This window comes from Streptomyces sp. HPF1205 (assembly GCF_020400825.1).
Lineage (GTDB): Bacteria > Actinomycetota > Actinomycetes > Streptomycetales > Streptomycetaceae > Actinacidiphila.
In genome coordinates, this window is record NZ_JAINVH010000016.1 from 75,602 (window position 1) to 96,943 (window position 21,342).

A 21,342-nucleotide genomic window follows, 5' to 3' on the forward strand; every position below is an offset into this window, starting at 1 on the left:
ACTGGAGTCAGGGGCGGGCGATGTCCGTGGGCGTCGTATGGCGGCGGGCGAGGCGGGTGGCGCGCTGGTGACGTCGGCAGATGGTCAGCGCGGGCGGGCCTTCGGGCAGGTCGGTTCCGCGTTCCTGCGGGCCGCGCGGTGCCGCGTGGTAAGCGGCATGGAGGCGGTCGGCGGCCTGCCAAATGCGGAGCCGGGCGGCAGCGAGGTGGTTGCTTTCGGCGGGGGCGAGGCGACCGGTGCGGCAGGCGTGGGCGTCCAGCAGGGCGTGCAGGGACACGAGGTGGGCGTGGAGGGAGTCCAGCTCGGGCCGTGGGGCGGCGAGTGGGCCGACGGGCAGGTTCAGTGCGAGGTGGAAGTCCAGGGCGGCGGTGGCGAAAGGCACGAAGTCCTGGGCCAGGGGCGGCGGGGTACGGGGCACGGGGGCGCTCTTTTCACGGGAGGGGCATCAGGAAGCCAGGGCAAGGGGCAGGGCGGCGGCCGTGAAGGCTTCCGCCTGCTGCCAGGTGAGCGGGCGCAGGTCGAGTTGCGCGCCGACGGCCGCCGCCTCCACCGCGGCGCAGGCCGCGCGCAACTCGTCCTCGGTGTCGGCCGAGACGGTCAGCATCCCGGTGAGTGCGACATCGGCGTGACCGGCGATGAGCTGGCGTTCGCGGATCTTGATGTCCTGGTACTCGATCGAGTCGGCCTCGGAGTCGACCTGCCCGCGGCGCGCGCGTTCGGAAGCGTCCGCAAGCACCGACGCCTTCCTGCGCTGGACGTCGCGCAGCGCCGCATCCATGCCCTTGGGCTCGTACGACAACGTGAGGGTCCGGCGCACGCCGGCGGAGAACAGCACTTGGTGGAGAAAGCCGGTGGAGACCTCGATGCGCGGCCAGTTCTCGATCCAGTAGGTCGTGTGGACCGCGGAGTCGGTGCTGATGTGGTCGGACTTCTCGACGACCACGACGGGGCCGGCGGCAGCGGGATCGGCTCGCGGACGGCCCGCGTCGGACCAGCGGTCCAGCGCGGGAACGGCTTTGGGGTCGTACGCGGTACGGATGACGGCGGCGATCTCGTTCGCGGTGAGCCAGCCGCCGGGGCTCAGCCCGGCTGCTCCGGCGGCGTGCTCGAAGGTGGACATCAACTGGGTGAGTACGGTGAAAGCTCCGGTGAGCCCTCCTCCGCCCTGGTTGATCACCCGTCGGGCGGCCTTCGGATCGAGCGCCACGGCGACGTACGCCTCGTGCGGCGCCGCGGTCGGCCCGGCGGAGGCGATCAGCTCCTCGTAGACCTGCCCGGCCAGGTGGGCCCGGCGGTCGCCGTGCTCGGCCCAGTAGCGGCGCAGCGCGTCACCCGAGTCCGGCACCGTACGCTCCAGCACTTGGATACGGGCCACCTGGCCGGTACGGGCCAGCGCCGCGAGGGCCCGGCCCCAGCCGGCGACGTTCGCCTCCTGGGTCGTGGGGTCGAGGAGGGCGTAGGCGCGTGCGGACACCTTGACCACTGCGGTCAGGGTGCCGGTGTGGGGGTTGTGGACGGCTCCGTAGCCGCGGTCGGGGGCGGTGACCACCCGTAGGGAAGCGGCGGTGCCGGGCAGGTGCAGCAGGCCCTCGCGTACGGGGCGCCGGGACGGCCGGGCCAGCCAGATGAGCTGGCCGCGCAGGCGCCGCAGTACGTAGCGGGCGACGATCGGGGCCCAGTCGGCCAGGGAACGGCCCCGATGGCGGACGAAGATGAGCGGCGCGACCAGCGCCCACAGAGGGGTGAGTTCCAGTGCGCCCATGATGCCGCGGGTGAGGACGACGGCCAGCAGGAGGAGCCCGCTGATCGCGCAGGCGAGTAGTTGGGGTGCGGTCAGGCCGAGAAGGATGCCGCGCTTGGAGCGATGGGGGAACTTGACGGTGGCGTCGGTCCGGGAGGTGTGGGGCATGGGGGTTTCCAGAGGTCAGAGGTCGGGAGGAAGGGCGGGTCGGGCGGTCATGCCGGTGGTTGCAGCGGGGGTTCGGGCGGCCCGCTGCCGGCCGGCCCGGCTGGGGGCGGCTGTGAGATCGACGGATCGCCTTCCGCAACCCGACCGGTGGGCAGAGAGGCGCCCAAGTAGGGGAGAGGTGCGTCCGGCTCGTGCGCTTCGGTGATACGGCCGTCCGCCGCGTTGTCCGCAGTGGCCGTGCCCGGGCGGGTGACCAGCGGTGGCAGGCCCGGCCTGCGGACGAGAGCCCTGCCGCCGTCACCTTCGGCGTTCGGGTCTTCGCCGTAGCGGAAACGGGTCTGAGGGGGCGGTGTGCCGTCGATCCCCTCCTTGCTCAGGTGGCCGCCGGTGGGGTCGATGCCGGTGGCGACACTGCCCGGGCCGACGCCGGGCAGTCGGCTCGGTCCTTGCGGAGCAGGGGTGCCCATACGGGCGTACAGCGCGAGCGTGCCCGCGGTCTTCACCGCGCCCGCCGCGGCCGAGAATCCGGCGGTGCCGGTCCGGTGGATTTCGTCGTTGCCGCCGCCGTCGCTCGCCCAGCGGACGAACTTGTACAGGGCGTACGGGCACGTCAGGACGATGACCAGGATGACCAGCCCCGCCAGGGCGTCGGACAGGGCCGACAGGCCGTCGCGGGTGTCCGACTTACCCATGGCAGAGACGCCGATCACGAAGACGACCGTCATAAGCAGCTTCGACGCGACGAGGGTGGTGGTGGCCTCGATCCAGCCGCGCCGCCATCGCTTGGCGGCCTCCCAGCCGCCCCCAGCACCGGCGAACACCGCCAGCGCCACCAGGATGAGGACGCCGACCTTCCGCGCGACCATCACGCCCCAGTACATGAGCGAGCCGAATGCCATGCCGACCGCGACCAGCGCCGGCACGCCCCAGCCCAGGCCGAACATGGCGCCCAGCTCGTTGACCTGCACGACCCGCCTGATCGCGGTACTCACGGAGCTGCCGTTGACCTGCAGTAGTCCACTCGACAAGGCGTCGACCGCGGTGATCGCCACGGACGTGAAGGCGATGGCGCAGAAGGAGAACAGGATGCCGGTCATGGTGCCGACCGCCGCACGCGCCAGCGCGCGTTCATCCCGGCGCCATGCGGCCAGGACCAGTTGGAGGCAGAACGTACCGACCGTAAGCGCCAGGCCGACGGGCAGTAGCTGCTCGTAGTTTTGACGGAACCAGGGTGCGTTGAGGTCGATGGCCGTGGTCTCGTCGACCGCCTTGGCTGCCAGGTCGGCCGCGCTCGCCGCGAGATCCCCGGCGGACTTGGCCAGCCACGCGCCGATGCCGTCGGTGACGGCTTTGCCGGTGGTGGAAACGACGCCGCCGACGGCGTCGCAGACCTTGTCCATCAAGGGCAGATCACAGGCTCCCATCAGGGGTTACCTCCTTCCAGCGGGGTGTACGGTCAGGGCGCTACGTTCGGCAGGGCACCGACGAGCGCGCAGTCGTGCTCCGGGCGGCATTGGACGGCGAGCGTGACGGAGCGGGGCTCGACCTCGCCGTGAGGCGTCCCCTTCCACCCGATGGACTGCTCGCCGGTGACGGTGACCGCGTAGACGTACGCGGTGGTGATCGCTCCGGGGTCGGCCCGCAGCGCCTGGGTGAAGGAAGCCGGAAAATGCCCTTCGGCGGCCCCTGCAGTGGCGTACTGGCGGTCCGCGGCCATCTCCTTCCACAGCACCGGGGACGGGACAAGCGCGTCGACGGAAGCGGTGTCCGCGTACTGCTTCTCGCCGGTCATCCAGGTGTGCAGCGCCGCCAGCGAGTCGGCCTGGGAACCGGCCCGGGTGTCGTACGACCACAGGGTTACGGCCGCGGCCTTGGCGAAGGCGATCGGGTCGTGGGTGGATGGCGGGGAGCGGCGGGCGGTGGGAGCCGAGGGTGAGGCGGTGGCGGGAGAGGTGATGCGGGAGGTGAGGCTGGGTGTCCTAGGCGCTGCCGACGTCGAGCGGTCGGTTCGGGCGAAGTAGGCGGCCAGGACGCTGAGGGTGACGAGGACCAGGAACGCGGCGACGCCGAGCGCCGCCCTGTGGACGCGCCTTGGTTGCTGGATAATCGGCCGGAGGCGCATCAGCGGACCTGCGTTCCCAGCGTCGAGAAGAACGCGACGATGCCGTTGGCACCCCCGAGCAGGAGGGCCGCGCCGGCGCAGACGAGGACGCCCTTCTTGCCGTTGGCCTCGGCATGATGTCCGCCGGAGTGGTGCCCCCAGGCCCAGATGCCCGCGCTGACGGCGAGCGCGCCGACCACGGCGATGATGCCGAAGAGGTTGACGGATCCCATCACCTGCTTGAGGACGGACAGGCCCGGCAGGCCACCTTCGTTGGGTTTGATGCCCGGGTCGTAGGCGAGCTGGGCGACCTTGTACGTGAGACGCATGGCGCACTTCCTGGTGGTGGGGGAGGGGAGGGTCAGAGGATGCGGCGGGCGGTGAGGATGCGCGGCTTCCAGGAGGCGAGGGACTCGACGCGGACCTCGGAGCCGCTGTGCGGGGCGTGGACGATAAGCCCGGAGCCGACGTACATCCCGACGTGCTCGGGCGCTTCGGCGCTGCCGCCGGTGAAAACCAGGTCCCCGGGCCGCAGCGCCCGTACCGACACCGGATGGCCCGCCTTGACCTGCTCGTATGTTGTCCGCGGCAGGCTGATCCCGGCCTGGCGGTAGGACTGCTGGACAAGGCTTGAGCAGTCGCAGCGGCCCATGGGGTCGGGTCCGTGCGGGTCGGTGCAGTGGCCGCCCGACTGGTACGGGGTGCCGAGCTGGTCCAGCGCCCACCGGATTGCGACTTGTGCTTGTTCGGGGGCGTTGGCGGGGACGACGTAGGCGGCGGGCAGGGAGCCGTCGGGGGCCGGGCCGGTGGTGCCGACGGAGCAGCGACTCGCGATACCGGCATCGGCGTCGGCGATGGGGGCGCCCGTCGGGTCGTCCGGGGCGCCGCCATCCTTGGACAGCAGCGGCTCGATCGCTTTCTGGAGCGCCGTCGCCAGCGGCTCCCACTTCGCGTATGCCTCGGGGAAGGCGGACTTCTGCACCGCCTGCGCGGCCTGGGCGACGGTCAACGACTGCCAACCGGGTACCGTCCGCAGAGCCGCGTAGAACCTCGCCGAGGCGTGAACCGGATCCATCACCTCGGCCGCGGTTCCCCACCCTTGCGAAGGCCGCTGCTGGAACAGGCCGAGCGAATCGCGGTCCCCGTAGGCGAGGTTGCGCAGACCGCTCTCCTGTAATGCGGTGGCGAGCGCAACCACCTGGCCACGGGCCGGGACGCGCATGGCAACGCCGGTGGCCGCGATCGTCTTGGCATTGGGCACCTGGTCGGCGGGGTCATCCAGGCCAGCCACCGCCACCTTCGCCGCGTGGCCGCCGGCCAGGATCGCTTTGACCTGCACGGCGACGGCGCGAACGTCGACGCCTCGCGCGTCGGCGCCGGAACAGGCCGCCGATGCGGTGGCGGCCACGACGCCGAGGAGCGGAAGGACCGGGAACAACGCGACAGCGGCGAGAGCGACGATAAGGCTGCCGACCGCCTTCTTCATGGCTTTCGCCGACAGGTTGTACGGGCCGAGGCGGCGACCCGAGCTGGGCAGGCGTGGATATCGATGTGCGGCACGCGAACAGCTCCTTGACCGATCGTGGGGGCGGTGCGGTGCCGGTCGCTTTGAAGACCATCCAGCACCAAATCGACGTGGACCCACCCTCGGCAGGCGGCTCCCGGGTTCAGGACTTCCGGTGCCTCGTGGACGACGGATTCCGGATATGCGCAACTGCTGGCCGCGCGCGTATTCTCAGCGGGTACATGTGGACGTCCTCTACGTCGGCGGTGAGGGAATCGGCAGACCGCTACTTCACACCCCAGCCATGAGGCATGGCAGCGCATGTCAAGGAGTCGGAGTCGTTTCCGGTTCGATGACTGCCGCCAGACAGTAGGCACGAAATCCGGCCGCACCAAATGCCGGTCACCCGAACGCCGCTACGCCTCGATCAGCCCAAAGGCGCGGCAGTATGGGCGCAGAATGGGACACGTTTGGGATCACCCACCTGCGCGGGAAATGTTGAGTACCGCTGAAAAAGACCAGGCCGCGCCACAAGATGATCACGGTGGAGGGGAGAAACCGGGACGGTGGCTCCAGCGGGCTATCCGATTTTCATCGTGTTACTGGGCTGCTCGGAGGGCCGAGCATCCCGTCCAGGTTTTGGCATGATGCCCCCGCCTACGCGGGGACCACGCTCATCCGGGCATAAAGCAGCCCGAACCGGCCGGTCCACCCCCGCCTGCGCGGGGACCACAAGCTGAAGAAGGCCGGGCTGAACTCCCAGAGCCCACCCCCGCCTGCGCGGGGACCACGCTCATCCGGGCATAAAGCAGCCCGAACCGGCTGGTCCACCCCCGCCTGCGCGGGGACCACTCGCAGAAGCCGGCGCTGTCGGCGCCGATGGGCGGTCCACCCCCGCCTGCGCGGGGACCACTGTCCGCGTTCTACAGCCGCAACGCCCCGTGGCGGTCCACCCCCGCCTGCGCGGGGACCACGGAGCCTTCCCACAGGTTGAGGAAGGCGCGCGCGGTCCACCCCCGCCTGCGCGGGGACCACGGGGCCGGCGCCGCCCGGGGCGCCCGCGGCGGCGGTCCACCCCCGCCTGCGCGGGGACCACGGGGCCGACTGGACCGCGCCCCCCACGACATACGGTCCACCCCCGCCTGCGCGGGGACCACGTGCCGCCGTACGTCCTCCCCGTCGCCGTCTCCGGTCCACCCCCGCCTGCGCGGGGACCACTCGAGCCGTTTGGCGAGTTCCCGGAAGTCCTCCGGTCCACCCCCGCCTGCGCGGGGACCACGTCCACAGGCCACCGAAGAGCGCGATGCCAGCCGGTCCACCCCCGCCTGCGCGGGGACCACACGTCCTGGCGGGCGGAGCCATCACCCGAGCACGGTCCACCCCCGCCTGCGCGGGGACCACGAGGACGGCCCCGACGGCAAGCCGCGGTTGTCCGGTCCACCCCCGCCTGCGCGGGGACCACGTGACCATGTTGTACGCGAGGCGCTGGAGCTGCGGTCCACCCCCGCCTGCGCGGGGACCACCGGCCGGCGGCCGAAGTCGTCACCGGCTGGACCGGTCCACCCCCGCCTGCGCGGGGACCACGGGGGCCCGTGCGACGTCCCCATGCACACCCACGGTCCACCCCCGCCTGCGCGGGGACCACTGCATGTGCGCGACCAGGTCCTCCAGCGCCAGCGGTCCACCCCCGCCTGCGCGGGGACCACGACTTCAGGGCCGCCTCGCCGCCCGCGATGGGCGGTCCACCCCCGCCTGCGCGGGGACCACGGCCTGGAACAGGTCCAGGAACGGTTCTTCTCCGGTCCACCCCCGCCTGCGCGGGGACCACCGGGCGATCCCGGTGATGCGGTGGATCTCCATCGGTCCACCCCCGCCTGCGCGGGGACCACGGCAGCGACAGGTAGTCCCAGCGTTCCAGCACCGGTCCACCCCCGCCTGCGCGGGGACCACGAGATCGAGGGCGTGCGCGAGGGACGGGAGACCGGTCCACCCCCGCCTGCGCGGGGACCACCCCGTGCGACGGCACAGAATCAGGAACTCGAACGGTCCACCCCCGCCTGCGCGGGGACCACTTCGGGGACCGCGTCCACGGCGCGTCCGGCCACGGTCCACCCCCGCCTGCGCGGGGACCACGCCCGCTACACGAACGCCCAACCACACCGCATCGGTCCACCCCCGCCTGCGCGGGGACCACCGGACGATCTGCCGGGCGTACGCCCCTTCCAGCGGTCCACCCCCGCCTGCGCGGGGACCACCGCACCACGGCGAAGCAGGTTGTCACCATCGCCGGTCCACCCCCGCCTGCGCGGGGACCACTGGTCCAAGACCACCCTGCCGGTGAGCAGCGGCGGTCCACCCCCGCCTGCGCGGGGACCACGCTTCCTGGCCACGTCAACGGAGTTCGACCGTCGGTCCACCCCCGCCTGCGCGGGGACCACGCCGTAGCCGAGAGCGAACAGGACGCGCTGTGCGGTCCACCCCCGCCTGCGCGGGGACCACCGGATGTCCTGGACTTCCACTACGCGGGTTTGCGGTCCACCCCCGCCTGCGCGGGGACCACTCCGGGTCAGCGTCGAGACCGGCTCCGGACACCGGTCCACCCCCGCCTGCGCGGGGACCACACACCCGAGGGGTGGGCCGCCTTCACGGGCCGCGGTCCACCCCCGCCTGCGCGGGGACCACGGTCTCGGTGTGGTGGTTCTGGGTGACGGGGCCGGTCCACCCCCGCCTGCGCGGGGACCACGCGGGAGAAGCCGAGCCACTCGGCGAGAACTTCGGTCCACCCCCGCCTGCGCGGGGACCACGCCTCGGCGGCTTCCTTGCGGTCGGTGAAGTCCGGTCCACCCCCGCCTGCGCGGGGACCACCTTGCGGGTGGGTGCATTCCGCGTGCCGACGACGGTCCACCCCCGCCTGCGCGGGGACCACCAGTTCCCGCCCAGCGAGGAGCAGAGGGCGTTCGGTCCACCCCCGCCTGCGCGGGGACCACAACGCGAGGGCGTTGTGCGTGTCGTTGTAAAGCGGTCCACCCCCGCCTGCGCGGGGACCACGTCATGAGCGTCCGCAAGGAGGTCACCAGCGTCGGTCCACCCCCGCCTGCGCGGGGACCACTACTGGCAGTCGATGACGGCCCGGTAGACGGGCGGTCCACCCCCGCCTGCGCGGGGACCACCTGCGGTCCCGGCCGGAGGTGAATTCCTTGTCCGGTCCACCCCCGCCTGCGCGGGGACCACGCTGATCTCCTCCTCGGTGCCGTACGCCAGGACGGTCCACCCCCGCCTGCGCGGGGACCACCCGCGCGGACCTCGCGGATGCCGAGCTCAACGCGGTCCACCCCCGCCTGCGCGGGGACCACTCGTCACTCCACGCCTTCTGGAGACCGGACAGCGGTCCACCCCCGCCTGCGCGGGGACCACCCCCCCACACCCCCCGGAGGAGGAGGAAGGAACGGTCCACCCCCGCCTGCGCGGGGACCACCGGCCGGCCGCGCACTGGCTCTCGCCGAAGACCGGTCCACCCCCGCCTGCGCGGGGACCACAGTCCAGCCATGAACGCGGGCCGGGTGGGGAACGGTCCACCCCCGCCTGCGCGGGGACCACTCCTGGATCGGTGAGGACGACATCACCGCGTTCGGTCCACCCCCGCCTGCGCGGGGACCACGCCACCGGCACGACCGAGGGCGTGAACCTGGTCGGTCCACCCCCGCCTGCGCGGGGACCACGTACAAGCCGAGGGGGTCTGGCGTGAGGAGTGCGGTCCACCCCCGCCTGCGCGGGGACCACGCCTTCGCCGCGGCCGCGCCGGCAGCGGACGCCGGTCCACCCCCGCCTGCGCGGGGACCACGAAATCGTCGGCCGGCTGGAGAACCACCGCTACGGTCCACCCCCGCCTGCGCGGGGACCACGAGAAGGTGGCGCCTCGCCATATGGGCTTGGTCGGTCCACCCCCGCCTGCGCGGGGACCACGCGCAGGAGACCCTGAGCCCCGACATGTGGGACGGTCCACCCCCGCCTGCGCGGGGACCACCGTGGCGTCTTGCTGGACGCCTGTTCCGCCGGCGGTCCACCCCCGCCTGCGCGGGGACCACCGCGTCGTCGCCGGTCGCCGACCACATCGCGGCGGTCCACCCCCGCCTGCGCGGGGACCACGCCTTCGCCGCGGCCGCGCCGGCAGCGGACGCCGGTCCACCCCCGCCTGCGCGGGGACCACGAAATCGTCGGCCGGCTGGAGAACCACCGCTACGGTCCACCCCCGCCTGCGCGGGGACCACGAGAAGGTGGCGCCTCGCCATATGGGCTTGGTCGGTCCACCCCCGCCTGCGCGGGGACCACGCGCAGGAGACCCTGAGCCCCGACATGTGGGACGGTCCACCCCCGCCTGCGCGGGGACCACCGTGGCGTCTTGCTGGACGCCTGTTCCGCCGGCGGTCCACCCCCGCCTGCGCGGGGACCACCGCGTCGTCGCCGGTCGCCGACCACATCGCGGCGGTCCACCCCCGCCTGCGCGGGGACCACCAGCCACCCCAAGCCAGCCGCCCGTGAAGGAGCGGTCCACCCCCGCCTGCGCGGGGACCACGTCATGCCCGCCTTCCGGCACGCGGCGGCCCACGGTCCACCCCCGCCTGCGCGGGGACCACTCGCGGAACGGGTTCGCGGGGATCCTCTTGGCCGGTCCACCCCCGCCTGCGCGGGGACCACCGGCGTGGTCGCGGCGTCATGCGCTGCTCCAGCGGTCCACCCCCGCCTGCGCGGGGACCACGTGCCCGGCGTCACCGCCGGCGTCTCCGCGGTCGGTCCACCCCCGCCTGCGCGGGGACCACTCAGCACGGCGGGCATCAGACCCCCCGTGCGGCGGTCCACCCCCGCCTGCGCGGGGACCACTCGCTGCTGCGCTCGGCGGCCGGGCTGCTGTACGGTCCACCCCCGCCTGCGCGGGGACCACCCTTCGCGACCTGCGACGCTACGCGGGGTTTGCCAGTTCTTGGTATTGGTCGGGCCGCAGAGCGACAAGCGTCAGGCCGTCGAAGTCGACCGGGATGCGGCGGCGTTCGCCGGCCGTGCGGAGGGCGTAGCCCTGTTCGTTGGCGGCGGGGTGGATGAGGACGGCGGCGCCGTCGGAGACAGAGGCGGCGATGACGGTCCACAACTCGTCGCGGACTCTGGCCGAGAGCGTGCCGACGTAGAGGCCCGGGGTGGGTTCGATCATCCAGCGGGTGAGGGCGCCGCGTACGTGGTCGGGGACAGCGGTGGTTGCCAGGACGGTGAGGGAAGGCATGGGCTGGCGCTCTCAGGTGGCGAGGTCGGGGGTCTCGGGCGGGGCGGCGTTGGAGTAGTTGACGCCGGCGGGAACGGAGCCGGCGTCGGGATCCCAGAGGTTGACCATGTCGACGCTCTGACCGTCCGCTGCGGCCCGGGGCGCGTCCGGAGCGAGCAGGGATTGGATGTCCGTGACGATCTTGGGGAGGAGTTTGAAGAGGCGCAACTTCTCGCGGAAGCTGCGCCGGGCCTCGGCCTCCGGGCGAGGGGAATTGTGCAGAGAGAAGGCGAGTGGAACGGTGAGTTCCGCTTTGTAGAGGTCGGCGACGTCGTAGACGAAGGCGTGCTGTGTGCCTTGGTGGACGAAGCCGAGGGCGGGGGAGCAGCCCAGGGCGACGATGGCGGCGTGGACGATGCCGTAGAGGCAGGTGTTGGCCGAGGACAGGGCCATGTTGACCGGGTCCTGGCCGTCCCAGGAGTCGGGGTCGTAGGCGCGGCGGAATCGGCCGATGCCGTGTTGCTGGGCCAGGAGTTTGTAGAGGGCTTTCATGCGCTGGCCTTCCAGGCCGCGCAGCTTTTCCAGGTTCGTGCCGACAGGTACCGGGCCGGGAAACCGCTTGAGGTACATCTGGCGCGCCACCGCCAAGCGGCGATCGTCATCAGACCAATGGCGGACCTGGTGTTCGAGCCACGTCGTGGTCAACGAGTCCGGTGTCGTGGCGGAGTAGCAGCGGACCCCGCCGGAACCGGTGCAGATGACGGTGGTGCCGTGGCGGGCGAAGGTGGACAGGGCGGGCTGGGTGATGGAGGTACCGGGTCCGAGGAGTACGCAGGTGAGGGCTGACGTGGGTAAGTAGACGCGGGTGGTGTCGCCTTCCGCTGTCGTGGTCTCGGCGCAGACGCCGGTGTCGTCCTGGACGATGCGTACGACGTCGGCGTACAGGAAGGACAGGGAGTCGCCGATGCGCGGGAGCATGGCGAGGGTGGGGGCGGCGATACGGCGGCGGGCGGAAGCCTCGGGGTTGGTGGTCATCGGGGCGGTCACCTTGCTGCGGGCGCGAGGCTGAGCAGGCCGCAGCCGTAGTTCTTGCTGCGGCCGACGCCGTGGAGAAGAGCTTCGCGGAGGGCTTCGGCGTCTCGAACGGTGGCGGTTCCCTCGAAGAGGGTGGCGGCCCGCGCAATCCGGTGAGTGGTGGGTTTGACAACGGCCGCGGGAGGAGCGGCAGGGGAGGCGTGCCAGGACACGAGTGCGTCGACGGGTTCGGCGGTTCCGGCGTGCAGGACCAGCCCGCAGACAGTTGCCTTCTCCGCCCACCAGTTGGCGGCGTCGTCCCCGTGCAGGGCGATGGCCTGTTTCCACGCGCCCGCGGTGCTGTTGCGTCCGCAGCGCCGGACGGTGTTGCCGACCAGGCGGTAGCGGACGGGCAGCCCCGGCCGCAGGGCGCTGAGCATCGGGGCCATGTCCCGGGTGGTCACCTGGGCGTATCCGGCAGGCAGGCGCTCGGGCTGCACGGGGACACGGCTTTGGACGAGGAGGACGGGCGGCCCCACGTGCTGAGTGTCGAGCCGGAACAGGACTCCGGCCCCGGCGCGGGGGCTGTCTCCCAGTTCCTCGGGCACGAGCTTCATGACCCGGCGGTGGAGACCGGCGGCATCGGCGAGGTCCTGCTGAACACGGCGGTGAGCGAGGTTGAGGTTCAGCCGGGTCAGCCATGCCTGGGTGGCCGGCAGGGCGGGTGCGGGAGCGAGAGCGGCGGGCGTCATGAGGGGGTGCCTCCGGTCGGGACTTCGTTCAGGTAGTTCGCCAGCGCTTCGAGGTACTCGATGCCGTAACCGGCGCACAGGGATGCGGGGAGGAGTCTGCTGGTGGTGTACGAGGGACGGGCCTGGTGGACCCGGTCCCGCACACCGTGCCGGACCGGTTCGTCGTTCAGCATCGTCACCGCGGTACGGGACGAAGGCGGCGAGCCGGGCTGCTGAGGGAACGGGGTGTCGGCGGTGAAACGGACCTCGACCGTGGCCTCGGGCTCACCGGCCTCTCGTGAACCGTTGCCGCGGGGCGCCGGGCGCGCCAGGGGCACACGATCGAGTTCCGCCACCGGGTCCGGCACCGCGGCACGCACGAGGAGCAGCCCGCTGGGCGGGCACGACCGACGCCCCAGATGCAGGGGCCAGTGCGGGGCGGCCAGCGCGGCGGCGTATTGCCCCAGCCGCGCGGGGTCCAGGCCGGGGCCGGTGACGGCCACGGTGAAGACGGCGTCGCTGAGGTAGTGGCGGCGCGAGACGATGGTCGCGGCGTCCGGGCTGCGCCGGGCGCCCTTGGCGGTCGGGACGGTGCGGTGGTGCGGGTAGCCGCCGCCTACCGTATGGAAGTCCACCAGGCGGGTGCCGGGCCGGTCGATCCTCACCGTGAACCGGAGGCCCCGCAAGTCGGCAAAGGAATCCGGACTCAGGGAGGAGCCGGCGGCGGGATCGGTGACGGTTTCGGCCCTGGGAATGCCGAGAGCGGAGGCGACCATCCCGATCAGGCCCGACCGGGTCGGGTACGCGACGGTGTCCCGGTCGGTGAAGGCACTGTGCTCACCCCATGACTGCAAGGGCGCGCCGAGCTGCAGCAGGAACCCGGTCATGCCGCCGGAGTCTCCCGGTTCGGCACGGCGGTCCGCACCGCCGCGGCGGTGAGTTCCGGATAGGAAGCGACCTTCGTCCCCAGGCCGTCGAGGGACTTGTCGTCCACGCCGGCGTGGGCGCTGTACAGCACTCCTTCCACGCCCAGCAGGGTGTGAATACGGGTGGCGTACTCGTTGAGCGTGTCGCGCGAGCCTTCCGCCCAACCGTCCCTCCCGGCGGACACCGGCTTCTCGAACGCCGCGGCCAAGGACAGCGGGCGGTCGGAGCGGACGCTGACGTGGACCAGATCGGGCGCGGTGTGTGGTGCGGTGGACGTCTTCTTCGCCGACGGCATGGTGTGGACGAACGCGTTGAGGAACGCGGCGGCCAGCGTCCGCGCGGTGTCCGCGTCCGGCACGTTTCGCGCCAGGTCGCCAAGGTCCAGGGTGGCGTAGCGGTAGAAGACACCGCTGCTGTACTCGCCGGTGTTCATGTGGGCGCTTCCGGCGTCCTCGGCCCACTGACCGGCATCGTCGACCGCGGTGAAGAAGTCCGCCTGAACGGACGTCGCGTGCGTGGTGAAGGCGTGCGCGACCTGAACGGCGCCGTCCACGCCGGCACCGGGGATCTCGGCGAGCATCCGGCCGAACAGCGCGATGGAGCCGTTGCGCGAACGAAGCACCTCCTGCACCCGTTCCTTGGGCAGGAGCGCCTTCGCCGAGGCCGCCTTGTTGCCGAGGGCCTTCTCCAGCGCCGCGCGGTGCTCCTCAGCGATGTCGGCGAGTTCGGCCGCCGCCTTGTCGGGCAGGAACAGCAGGGACGCGGTGGTGCGGTCACTGTTCTCCAGGGCGAGTTTGGAGTCGCTGGAGCGGATGACCTGGGCGCCGGCCAGCGCGGCAAGCTCGGCCGGCCACCCGCGCCGATCGGCGAGTTCGGTGGCGACCTGCTGCGGCAGACGCCGAGTCCGTACGGCCTGCTCGCCGATCTGCTCCTCCACCTTCAGCCGGGCCGGGCGCTTCCAGGCCTGGCTCGACACGCGGGTGCGGGTGGTGCCGCCGAAGACGACGGTCTTCGGAGACCCCAGGTCGTCCCGGTTGACGTTCGAGTAGGGAAGCGTTTGGACGACGTGGATGTCCAGGAATCGGGGCTCGGCCGGCGACGGGGCGGGCGTGAGGTCGGGCATGGCGTACGGCTCCTTGTCGTGTACTGGGCGTGCTGGTGCGCTCGGCGTCGGATGCGCGCCGAGGTGATGCGGTGGGGAGGCGCTCAGTCCGCGGCCGGCGGTTCGCCGGTTTTGTCTTCGGCGGCATGCCGGCGCAGGGTGCGGTAGTAGTCCTCCAGCCAGCGGACGCTCACCGCGTCGCGGCCCTTGGGCCAGGCGATCAGGTCCCGCAGCAGGCAGGCGTAGTCGGCTGCCACCCCGGCGGACGCGACCTGGCGCAGGACCGCGGGCAGCATGCGGTGCAGCCCGTCGACGTCCTGGCGCACCATCAGGTGCAAACGGGACTCGGCCCCGTCCTGCTTGATTCCGCCGGTGCCTCCCTGGCGGGCGACGGCCGAGGCCAGGCCTTCGCCCAGGCTCGTGCCCCGGGGCCGGAAGCGGCTCCCGGCCACGGACTCGTCGGAATCGCCTGCGGGGGTGGCCGAATCGTCGGCCGCAGCGGCCGCACCCTTCCCCGAGCCGTCGGCCTCGGCAATACGTTGGGCGCGAGGCCGGGCGGCGATCAGCGCTGCCACGGCGTAGTAGGCGCGGCGGCGCTCGGGACCGGCCCCGTCCGGGACGAGTCCACCGCGCAGCAGGGCAGCATGGGTTCGGGCGGGGATGTCGGCGAGTGACCTGCCCAGAGCACGGCGCAGCGCCTGCTGGGTACCGGCATCGGAGCACAGCCGGAGGACTCCGGCGACGAAGGCGTCATACGGGTTCATCGAGTCGTGCCGGGACGGCGGCGCAGCCGCGTCAGGAGGCTGGGAGAGGACGGACAAGGTCATGCGATCCTTTCAACGGATTCTGTACGGCGGCCACGGCACGGCTACGGCGTAGTGACCTTGCGGGCGACCAGGCTGCGGACGATGCCCCGAGCGCCCTCGCGGGCTTTCGCGCCGCGTGGGGTGTGCGCCACCGGCTGGGTGACGTCGTCGTAGATCTCCAGGGCCAGACGGCCGAAGTCACGCAGGCTGTGGGTGAAGTCGGCGGCGTCCAGCGCGGCCCAGAAGAGGCTCTCGGCAGCCGGCCAGTACGAGGCGAGGGCCATGGCCGGCCAGGGACCGGCGTCCTTCTGCCTGCCGTCCGGTGTCTGGTCGGGCACCTTGGCGGGCCTGCTGTCGCTGAACGGAGTGGTGTACGCGCGCCAGGCCTGCCGCAGCGCGAACGCGAGGTGCCGCGCTGCCTTCTCAGCGGCCGTACGGCCCTCTTTGGCGCCGAGGGCCAGATCGCTGTCGGCTTCGGAACCGGACCCTTCGAGCAGCGGGAACAGCTCGGGCGTGGTGGCGGAGAAGTAGGTGCGGTCGCGGGTCTGCCCGTCCTGATCGAAACCGTAGGCGCGGACCCGGAGGGCGCTGAAGACCGGCTCAGGGAGCCAATCGCCGCTCAGACCGTCCATGATCAGCGGCCGTCGGCTCCCGTCGCCGCGGTTCATCAGCACCAGCGCGTCCAGGTCACGCCAAAGGGCGCGGTCGGCTGAGGCGTCGCGCGGGCGCAGAGTCCCGTCTCTGAGCTCGTCCCACACGAAGTACGGGTCTTTGTGATCCGGCCGGTTCTGTCGCAGGGCCCAGGTGATCGTCGCGTCCACCACGGTGTCCCGGTCGGGGCCGGGGGTGAGGAGAACCGCGTGCTGATACTGCTCGGTCAGCAGGGACAAAGGCCCTGCGGGACCGCCGGGGAGGTCCAAGGGGTCCAGCGGCTCCTCCCGTTCCCAGGGGCAGCCATCGGGCAGGTGCTTCTCACCCGGCCCGGGGGCGGGCCATGCGCCGGGAGCCGGGATGCCCAGCACAAGCGTCTCGAACAGGTTCCGTCCCTCTGGGTGGTACGACAGACTTCGCCGCAGCGGACCGGCCATCGTGTTGCCGTACCGCCGGCCCTTCACCGTGCGGGGCGTGCACTGCCCCGACGGCCCGTAGTACAGCTGCGCGATGAGGTGCAGGACCGCTTCCGCCGACGAGAGAGGCACCTGCTCGCGGTCGGTGAAGTGGCCGAAGAAGACCTGATTGTTGCCCGCAGGGCGGGCCATGACCAGCTTGTTCACCCCGGAGGTGGTCGCCGAGTCCTCGGCCAGGCGCGCGTCCTGGAGGAAGGGGCGTACGGGATCGTGCAGACGCAGCCCGGCCGCGTGCTTGCCGAGGTAGTCCTCGACGGCGGAAGGGTCGAAGCCCAGTCCGCTCTCCAGCAGGGTGTAGCGGCGCAAGGACCATTCCTCGCTGCTGGTGGCTTCGTCGAGCCCGGAGATGCGGGCCGCCATGGCGTACAGCACCCGCATCAAGCCGGAGGCGGCCGGGGGGAGGGCGACGGCCAGGCTGTCGAGTTCGTGAGCCGTCAGGAACAGCTCGCGTAAGCCCAGGCTGGTAGCGCCGGAGGGCCCGGTGACGGGCACCCACGGGCGTGTGCGCAGGTCGCATAAGTCGTTGGGGTCGTTGGAGTCGGTGATGGTCACGAGGGCACCTCGAGCCGTGAACAGGGGCGAGTGCTGGCCAATGGTCGGAGGAACTGCGACCATGCCGAGGAAAAATCTCCGCGAGAGTGGAGGTGGACCTGCGTTGCGGCATGCGAGTCCTTGAGGACGCGACCGCTTCCCGCGCAAGCGGGGGAGGCGACGGTCCCGCCTGTCGAACCTGACTGGCTGTCAGGTCCGTCCCGGCTTCGGTCCGAAACAACGGTGAGATTAGACGACATGACTGTGCGTTGCCACCCGTTCAGCCTAAGGTGTTACGGCACGCGAGAAGTGTTCAAGGTGTTGCGGTAAGCGAGAACCACGCTCCCTCAGGAGACGCGGCTCCGGACGAGTCCGAGGAACCGGTCGAGCCGCAGCTCGTCGCTGCCGACCACTGCCCCTAGCGGGCCCTTGTCCGTCAGCCGGTGCGGTAGAAGGACGAGCCGTGCCAGCCGGGGTTCCTCCCGCCAGGAATCAGGCGGCTCGTTCTCAGCCGTGCACGCTCGCCTCCATGGGCCGTGGGCCAGCGGCACGACGCGGCCGAGCACTTTCCGCACTTGGGCGCGGGTGAAGCGACCATCGCCGCGTCGCCCGCGCTCGGGGAACGGAATCGAGCACTCCTCGTCGAGCCACCGGGCTCCCGTCGCGTCCTCGAAGACCGGGAGGGTCTGCACCGATTCCACGCCCAGGCGAGTGGCTATGAGGTCTTCGTCGGCGTCGCTGGTGGTCAGCTTCTGCAAGGAGCCCACCATCGGCGGCGGCGGGAGCATGACCATGTTGGCCAGGCCCTGCGCGGCCATTTCCTTGCCGAGCCGTTCGATGTCCCGCTGGAGCAGGGCGTCGGGGTCGGCGGAGGCGAACTCCTCGTCGTACACAGCGTCCACCAGCTTCTGAACGTCCTCCGGCACGCGCACCGGCTCCGCCGCGCACCGGCCCAGAAGGTCCAGGGTTCGGTGGAGAAGCGAAGCGGCGTACACATCACCCCAGGCATTGGGCACCGCGAGCCGCCCGTCGCCACCCACCGGAGCCAGCACGACCATGCGAGGAGCCGTACACCACCCAGGACGGGGCGGCGAGGGCTCAGAATGCCGCCACACCCGGCCGGCGCGCTGGAGCAGCAGGGCCATCGGCGCCAGATCGGAGACGATCAGGTCGAAGTCGAAGTCGAGTGACTGCTCGATGACCTGTGTCGAGACCAGGATCGCCCCGCGCGGCGCTTTGGGGCGGCGTACTTCCGGCTTGTCGGTACGCCCGAACCAGGACTCGGCCTCCTTCGTGACAGCGGACCGGCGAACGTTCGGGAACCGGGCATGCAGCAGCCGTAGCAACGGCCCCGCTGTATCCCCCTCGTGGGAGCGACGGTCGTCCCATCCCGCGTAATCAGGACCGTGGATCTGCTCGAAGCGAGCGCGCAGGGCCTGATATGTCTTCTGAGCCTCGGCGACGGTGGTACAGATCACGGCGGCGCACCCGCCTTCCTGCACCACCCCGTCCAGAGCCTCGAACAGCACGGCGATCCGTCCGCCGGCTTCGGCGACGTCGTAGGTGTGCCGTACTCGCCGTACGTCGAATGACAGATCCCGCGCTCGCACGCTGCCGACGGATTCCCCGGGAACGGTGACCTCGCCGGTGCCCGCGTCAGCGAACAGCCATCCCGGGTACTGGGGCGCCGGCAGCTCGTACGTGCCCGGTCGCCGTCCGGCCCCCTCCAGATAGGCGGCCATCAGGCCCTTGGCCGTTTCGCCCGTGAGGGTCGCCGACAGAAGTACGACCGGCACCTTCATGGCGCCCATCCAGGTCAGAAGGCGCAGCAGCAGAGCATGGGTGTAGGCGTCGTAGGCATGCGCTTCGTCGATGACGAGCGTCTTGCCCGCCAGCCCGAGGTGCCGCAAGGCGTTCCGCTTCAGCGGCAGTACGGCCATGAGCGCCTGGTCGACGGTACCGATCGCGAGCGGGGCCAGGATGCCGCGGCCCTGACGGCGCAGCCATCGACTCGCGATCACCGACACGCGCTCGGTGTCGTGATCGGCATGATGCTGGTCGGACAGCACCCGTGGCTCAGCGGCGCCGTCGTCCCCGGGTGCGTCGGCGTAGGGCTCGTACAGGTCGGCAGCGCCGTGGAGCAGCGTCACTTGCGCGGCGGTCAGCAGATTCCGCTCCGCGAAGTCCACCACCCGGTGGTACATCTGGTTGGCCGTCGCCTGCGTCGGCAGCGCGAAGAAGAGCCCGCTGTTGCCGCATACGGAACCCAACTGGGCGGCCGCGTAAAGCGCCGCCTCTGTCTTGCCCTCGCCCGGGGGCGCAGTCACCAGGACGATCCCCGGCCCCCGCAACGCCGGCCCGAGATACTTCTCCAGGTTCGCCTGCAACGGATAGGGATTCGCTATCTCCGGAAACAGCTCCGAAAAGCCCAGCGCCTTGAAGCAGGCTTGCCCGAGACCCGCGTCCTCGACCGCGTCCACGGCCAGGGTCGCGGCTCGCCGGGAATGCCCGGCGATGGCTTGAGGCGACCCGAGACCGTCCTCGCCGATCGCCGCCTGCTGGCTGCGGACGATGTGTTCCTGGCTCGCCAGCCAGTCCGAGACGATCACGAGACCGCTCAGTACTGCGGCCACCACCACCGGCATCGACCGTACGCTCGGCGCCTGTGGTCTCCCCACCGCCTCGTGCACGGCCCTGAGATGCTCCCGCCGCTGATCCGCCCAATCGCCGCCCCCGAGTTCCGGCATCTGCTTGCGCGGATCCGCCAGGTCGCGCCCGTCGATCCCGTGCGGGTACCGCCCGTGGTGGCCGCCGAGCAGCTGCGGCACCTGAGCCACCAGGTTCAGCGCGAGCGGTCCCGCCGTCGCGTACCCCAACTCGGCCAGAAGCTGGGGCAACGCCCGGCTCGTGGCAAGTTCGTGCCGGATCTTCTGCGCCTGGCTGTCCTTGCCGCGGTCATGGGCGTAGCCGGGTTTGGCCAGGAACGAGCAGTGGGCCGGGTGGTCCTTGACCGCCATGTCCTGAAACTGCGGAAGGATCTTCCCGAGGTCGTGCAGCCCGGCCCAGAACATCACCGTCTGCCGTGCGGTCCTGAGGGGAAACCCCAGGACGTCGGCGACCGCGGTCCGCTGGCCCTCGGTCAGCACCTCGTCCCATACCGCGCCGGCCATCATCGCCGTATCGACGAGGTGCCCGATCAACGGATAGGGCACCTCCAGCCCTTTGGCCTTCCCCCATAACCGCGGTTCGAGCACGGCTCGTCCCTCCTACGTGCGTTGCCTGAGACTCTCACCGGTACTTCAGCACGGGGGTCTGACATCATGGGCTTGATGCCCGGCGCACTGGTCAAGGTATGGCAAAGCCCTGGAGAAACCGCAGGTCGCGAAGAGTGCTCCCCGCGCAGGCGGGGGTGGACCGCAGGCGGTCTACGCCTGGAGCGTCGTCACCGCGTGCTCCCCGCGCAGGCGGGGGTGGACCGGCCGCTCCATCGCCGCCCTCGCCCGCGACCACGTGCTCCCCGCGCAGGCGGGGGTGGACCGGCGCTTCCGGCGCCCATGGCCGAGCTGGACGCGTGCTCCCCGCGCAGGCGGGGGTGGACCGGCAGAGGCTGGACTTGGGCCGCCGGGGTCCTGGTGCTCCCCGCGCAGGCGGGGGTGGACCGACATCGAGCTCGACCGGCAGGATGACGTGTGCGTGCTCCCCGCGCAGGCGGGGGTGGACCGACGCTGGGAGCCGGCCAGCGCGGCAGCGTCCGGTGCTCCCCGCGCAGGCGGGGGTGGACCGTCGGCTTCGATCGCCCACCAGTGGCGGACGACGTGCTCCCCGCGCAGGCGGGGGTGGACCGGCCGGCGTAGCCCTCGGCCATGCCTGACGCGCGTGCTCCCCGCGCAGGCGGGGGTGGACCGGTCCAGGGCTTTAGAGAGCTCCGGCCAGGGCAGTGCTCCCCGCGCAGGCGGGGGTGGACCGCAGTTGGGTCCCCACGGCATCGGCCGCGCATTGTGCTCCCCGCGCAGGCGGGGGTGGACCGAGGACGTCATTGCGCGTGCCCTCGGGGGCGCCGTGCTCCCCGCGCAGGCGGGGGTGGACCGCCCGACGCCATCCTGTGCGACTGCACCGATTTGTGCTCCCCGCGCAGGCGGGGGTGGACCGGGGCAGACATGGAACTCAACGGGTGGAATTTCGTGCTCCCCGCGCAGGCGGGGGTGGACCGGCGCGGATCATGATGGGGAGTTCCATGCCGTTGTGCTCCCCGCGCAGGCGGGGGTGGACCGGCTGTAGGGGAGTATGGGCAATCCTGGACAACGTGCTCCCCGCGCAGGCGGGGGTGGACCGATCTTCA

14 protein-coding genes and 2 CRISPR repeat arrays (1 of these 16 running past the window's edge) are annotated in these 21,342 nt (G+C 71.7%); all 14 genes read right to left on the reverse strand.

The window, feature by feature from the left end; genetic code table 11:
* Positions 1 to 7: 7 nt before the first annotated feature.
* Positions 8 to 418, reverse strand: a complete 411-nt coding sequence (locus K7G61_RS19860; RefSeq protein ID WP_225848240.1) for a DUF6238 family protein — start codon at positions 416 to 418, stop codon at positions 8 to 10.
* A gap of 27 nt (positions 419 to 445) precedes the next feature.
* Positions 446 to 1,909: an SCO6880 family protein gene (locus tag K7G61_RS19865; protein ID WP_225848241.1), complete on the reverse strand. Its 1,464-nt coding sequence runs from the start codon at positions 1,907 to 1,909 to the stop codon at positions 446 to 448.
* Between the two features lie 47 nt (positions 1,910 to 1,956).
* Positions 1,957 to 3,333: an ATP-binding protein gene (locus tag K7G61_RS19870; RefSeq protein WP_225848242.1), complete on the reverse strand. Its 1,377-nt coding sequence runs from the start codon at positions 3,331 to 3,333 to the stop codon at positions 1,957 to 1,959.
* A 32-nt stretch (positions 3,334 to 3,365) separates the two neighbouring features.
* Positions 3,366 to 4,031 carry a hypothetical protein gene (locus tag K7G61_RS19875; protein ID WP_225848243.1) on the reverse strand — a complete coding sequence of 222 codons (666 nt, stop codon included), beginning with the start codon at positions 4,029 to 4,031 and terminating at the stop codon, positions 3,366 to 3,368.
* On the reverse strand, positions 4,031 to 4,339 hold the full coding sequence (locus K7G61_RS19880) for a DUF6112 family protein (RefSeq protein ID WP_225848244.1): 309 nt from the start codon (positions 4,337 to 4,339) through the stop codon (positions 4,031 to 4,033). Before K7G61_RS19880 ends, K7G61_RS19875 begins: the two co-directional genes overlap by 1 nt.
* Before the next feature lie 32 nt (positions 4,340 to 4,371).
* Positions 4,372 to 5,496, reverse strand: a complete 1,125-nt coding sequence (locus K7G61_RS19885; protein ID WP_225848245.1) for a C40 family peptidase — start codon at positions 5,494 to 5,496, stop codon at positions 4,372 to 4,374.
* A gap of 661 nt (positions 5,497 to 6,157) precedes the next feature.
* A CRISPR array of direct repeats spans positions 6,158 to 10,453; the repeat unit is 29 nt; unit sequence CGGTCCACCCCCGCCTGCGCGGGGACCAC.
* An 18-nt stretch (positions 10,454 to 10,471) separates the two neighbouring features.
* Complete coding sequence (cas2e, locus tag K7G61_RS19890) at positions 10,472 to 10,786, reverse strand: type I-E CRISPR-associated endoribonuclease Cas2e (RefSeq protein ID WP_225848246.1); 315 nt, start codon at positions 10,784 to 10,786, stop codon at positions 10,472 to 10,474.
* 12 nt (positions 10,787 to 10,798) lie between these two features.
* Complete coding sequence (gene cas1e / locus K7G61_RS19895; protein ID WP_225848247.1) at positions 10,799 to 11,800, reverse strand: type I-E CRISPR-associated endonuclease Cas1e; 1,002 nt, start codon at positions 11,798 to 11,800, stop codon at positions 10,799 to 10,801.
* 8 nt (positions 11,801 to 11,808) lie between these two features.
* Positions 11,809 to 12,531 (reverse strand): type I-E CRISPR-associated protein Cas6/Cse3/CasE, encoded by a 723-nt coding sequence (locus tag K7G61_RS19900; protein WP_225848248.1) that lies wholly within the window; start codon positions 12,529 to 12,531, stop codon positions 11,809 to 11,811.
* A complete protein-coding gene (gene cas5e, locus K7G61_RS19905; protein ID WP_225848249.1) occupies positions 12,528 to 13,397 on the reverse strand; it encodes a type I-E CRISPR-associated protein Cas5/CasD in 870 nt (289 codons plus the stop codon). Before cas5e ends, K7G61_RS19900 begins: the two co-directional genes overlap by 4 nt.
* On the reverse strand, positions 13,394 to 14,560 hold the full coding sequence (gene cas7e, locus K7G61_RS19910; RefSeq protein ID WP_225848250.1) for a type I-E CRISPR-associated protein Cas7/Cse4/CasC: 1,167 nt from the start codon (positions 14,558 to 14,560) through the stop codon (positions 13,394 to 13,396). Before cas7e ends, cas5e begins: the two co-directional genes overlap by 4 nt.
* A gap of 83 nt (positions 14,561 to 14,643) precedes the next feature.
* Positions 14,644 to 15,366, reverse strand: a complete 723-nt coding sequence (gene casB, locus K7G61_RS19915; protein WP_225848251.1) for a type I-E CRISPR-associated protein Cse2/CasB — start codon at positions 15,364 to 15,366, stop codon at positions 14,644 to 14,646.
* A 41-nt stretch (positions 15,367 to 15,407) separates the two neighbouring features.
* Positions 15,408 to 17,024, reverse strand: coding sequence for a type I-E CRISPR-associated protein Cse1/CasA (casA, locus tag K7G61_RS19920; RefSeq protein ID WP_225848252.1), 1,617 nt, complete (start codon positions 17,022 to 17,024; stop codon positions 15,408 to 15,410).
* A 326-nt stretch (positions 17,025 to 17,350) separates the two neighbouring features.
* The gene (gene cas3, locus K7G61_RS19925; RefSeq protein WP_225848253.1) at positions 17,351 to 20,257 is read right to left on the reverse strand and encodes a CRISPR-associated helicase Cas3'; all 2,907 of its coding nucleotides are present in this window, start codon (positions 20,255 to 20,257) and stop codon (positions 17,351 to 17,353) included.
* Between the two features lie 134 nt (positions 20,258 to 20,391).
* Positions 20,392 to 21,342: a CRISPR direct-repeat array (repeat unit 29 nt; unit sequence GTGCTCCCCGCGCAGGCGGGGGTGGACCG); it runs 425 nt beyond the window's last position.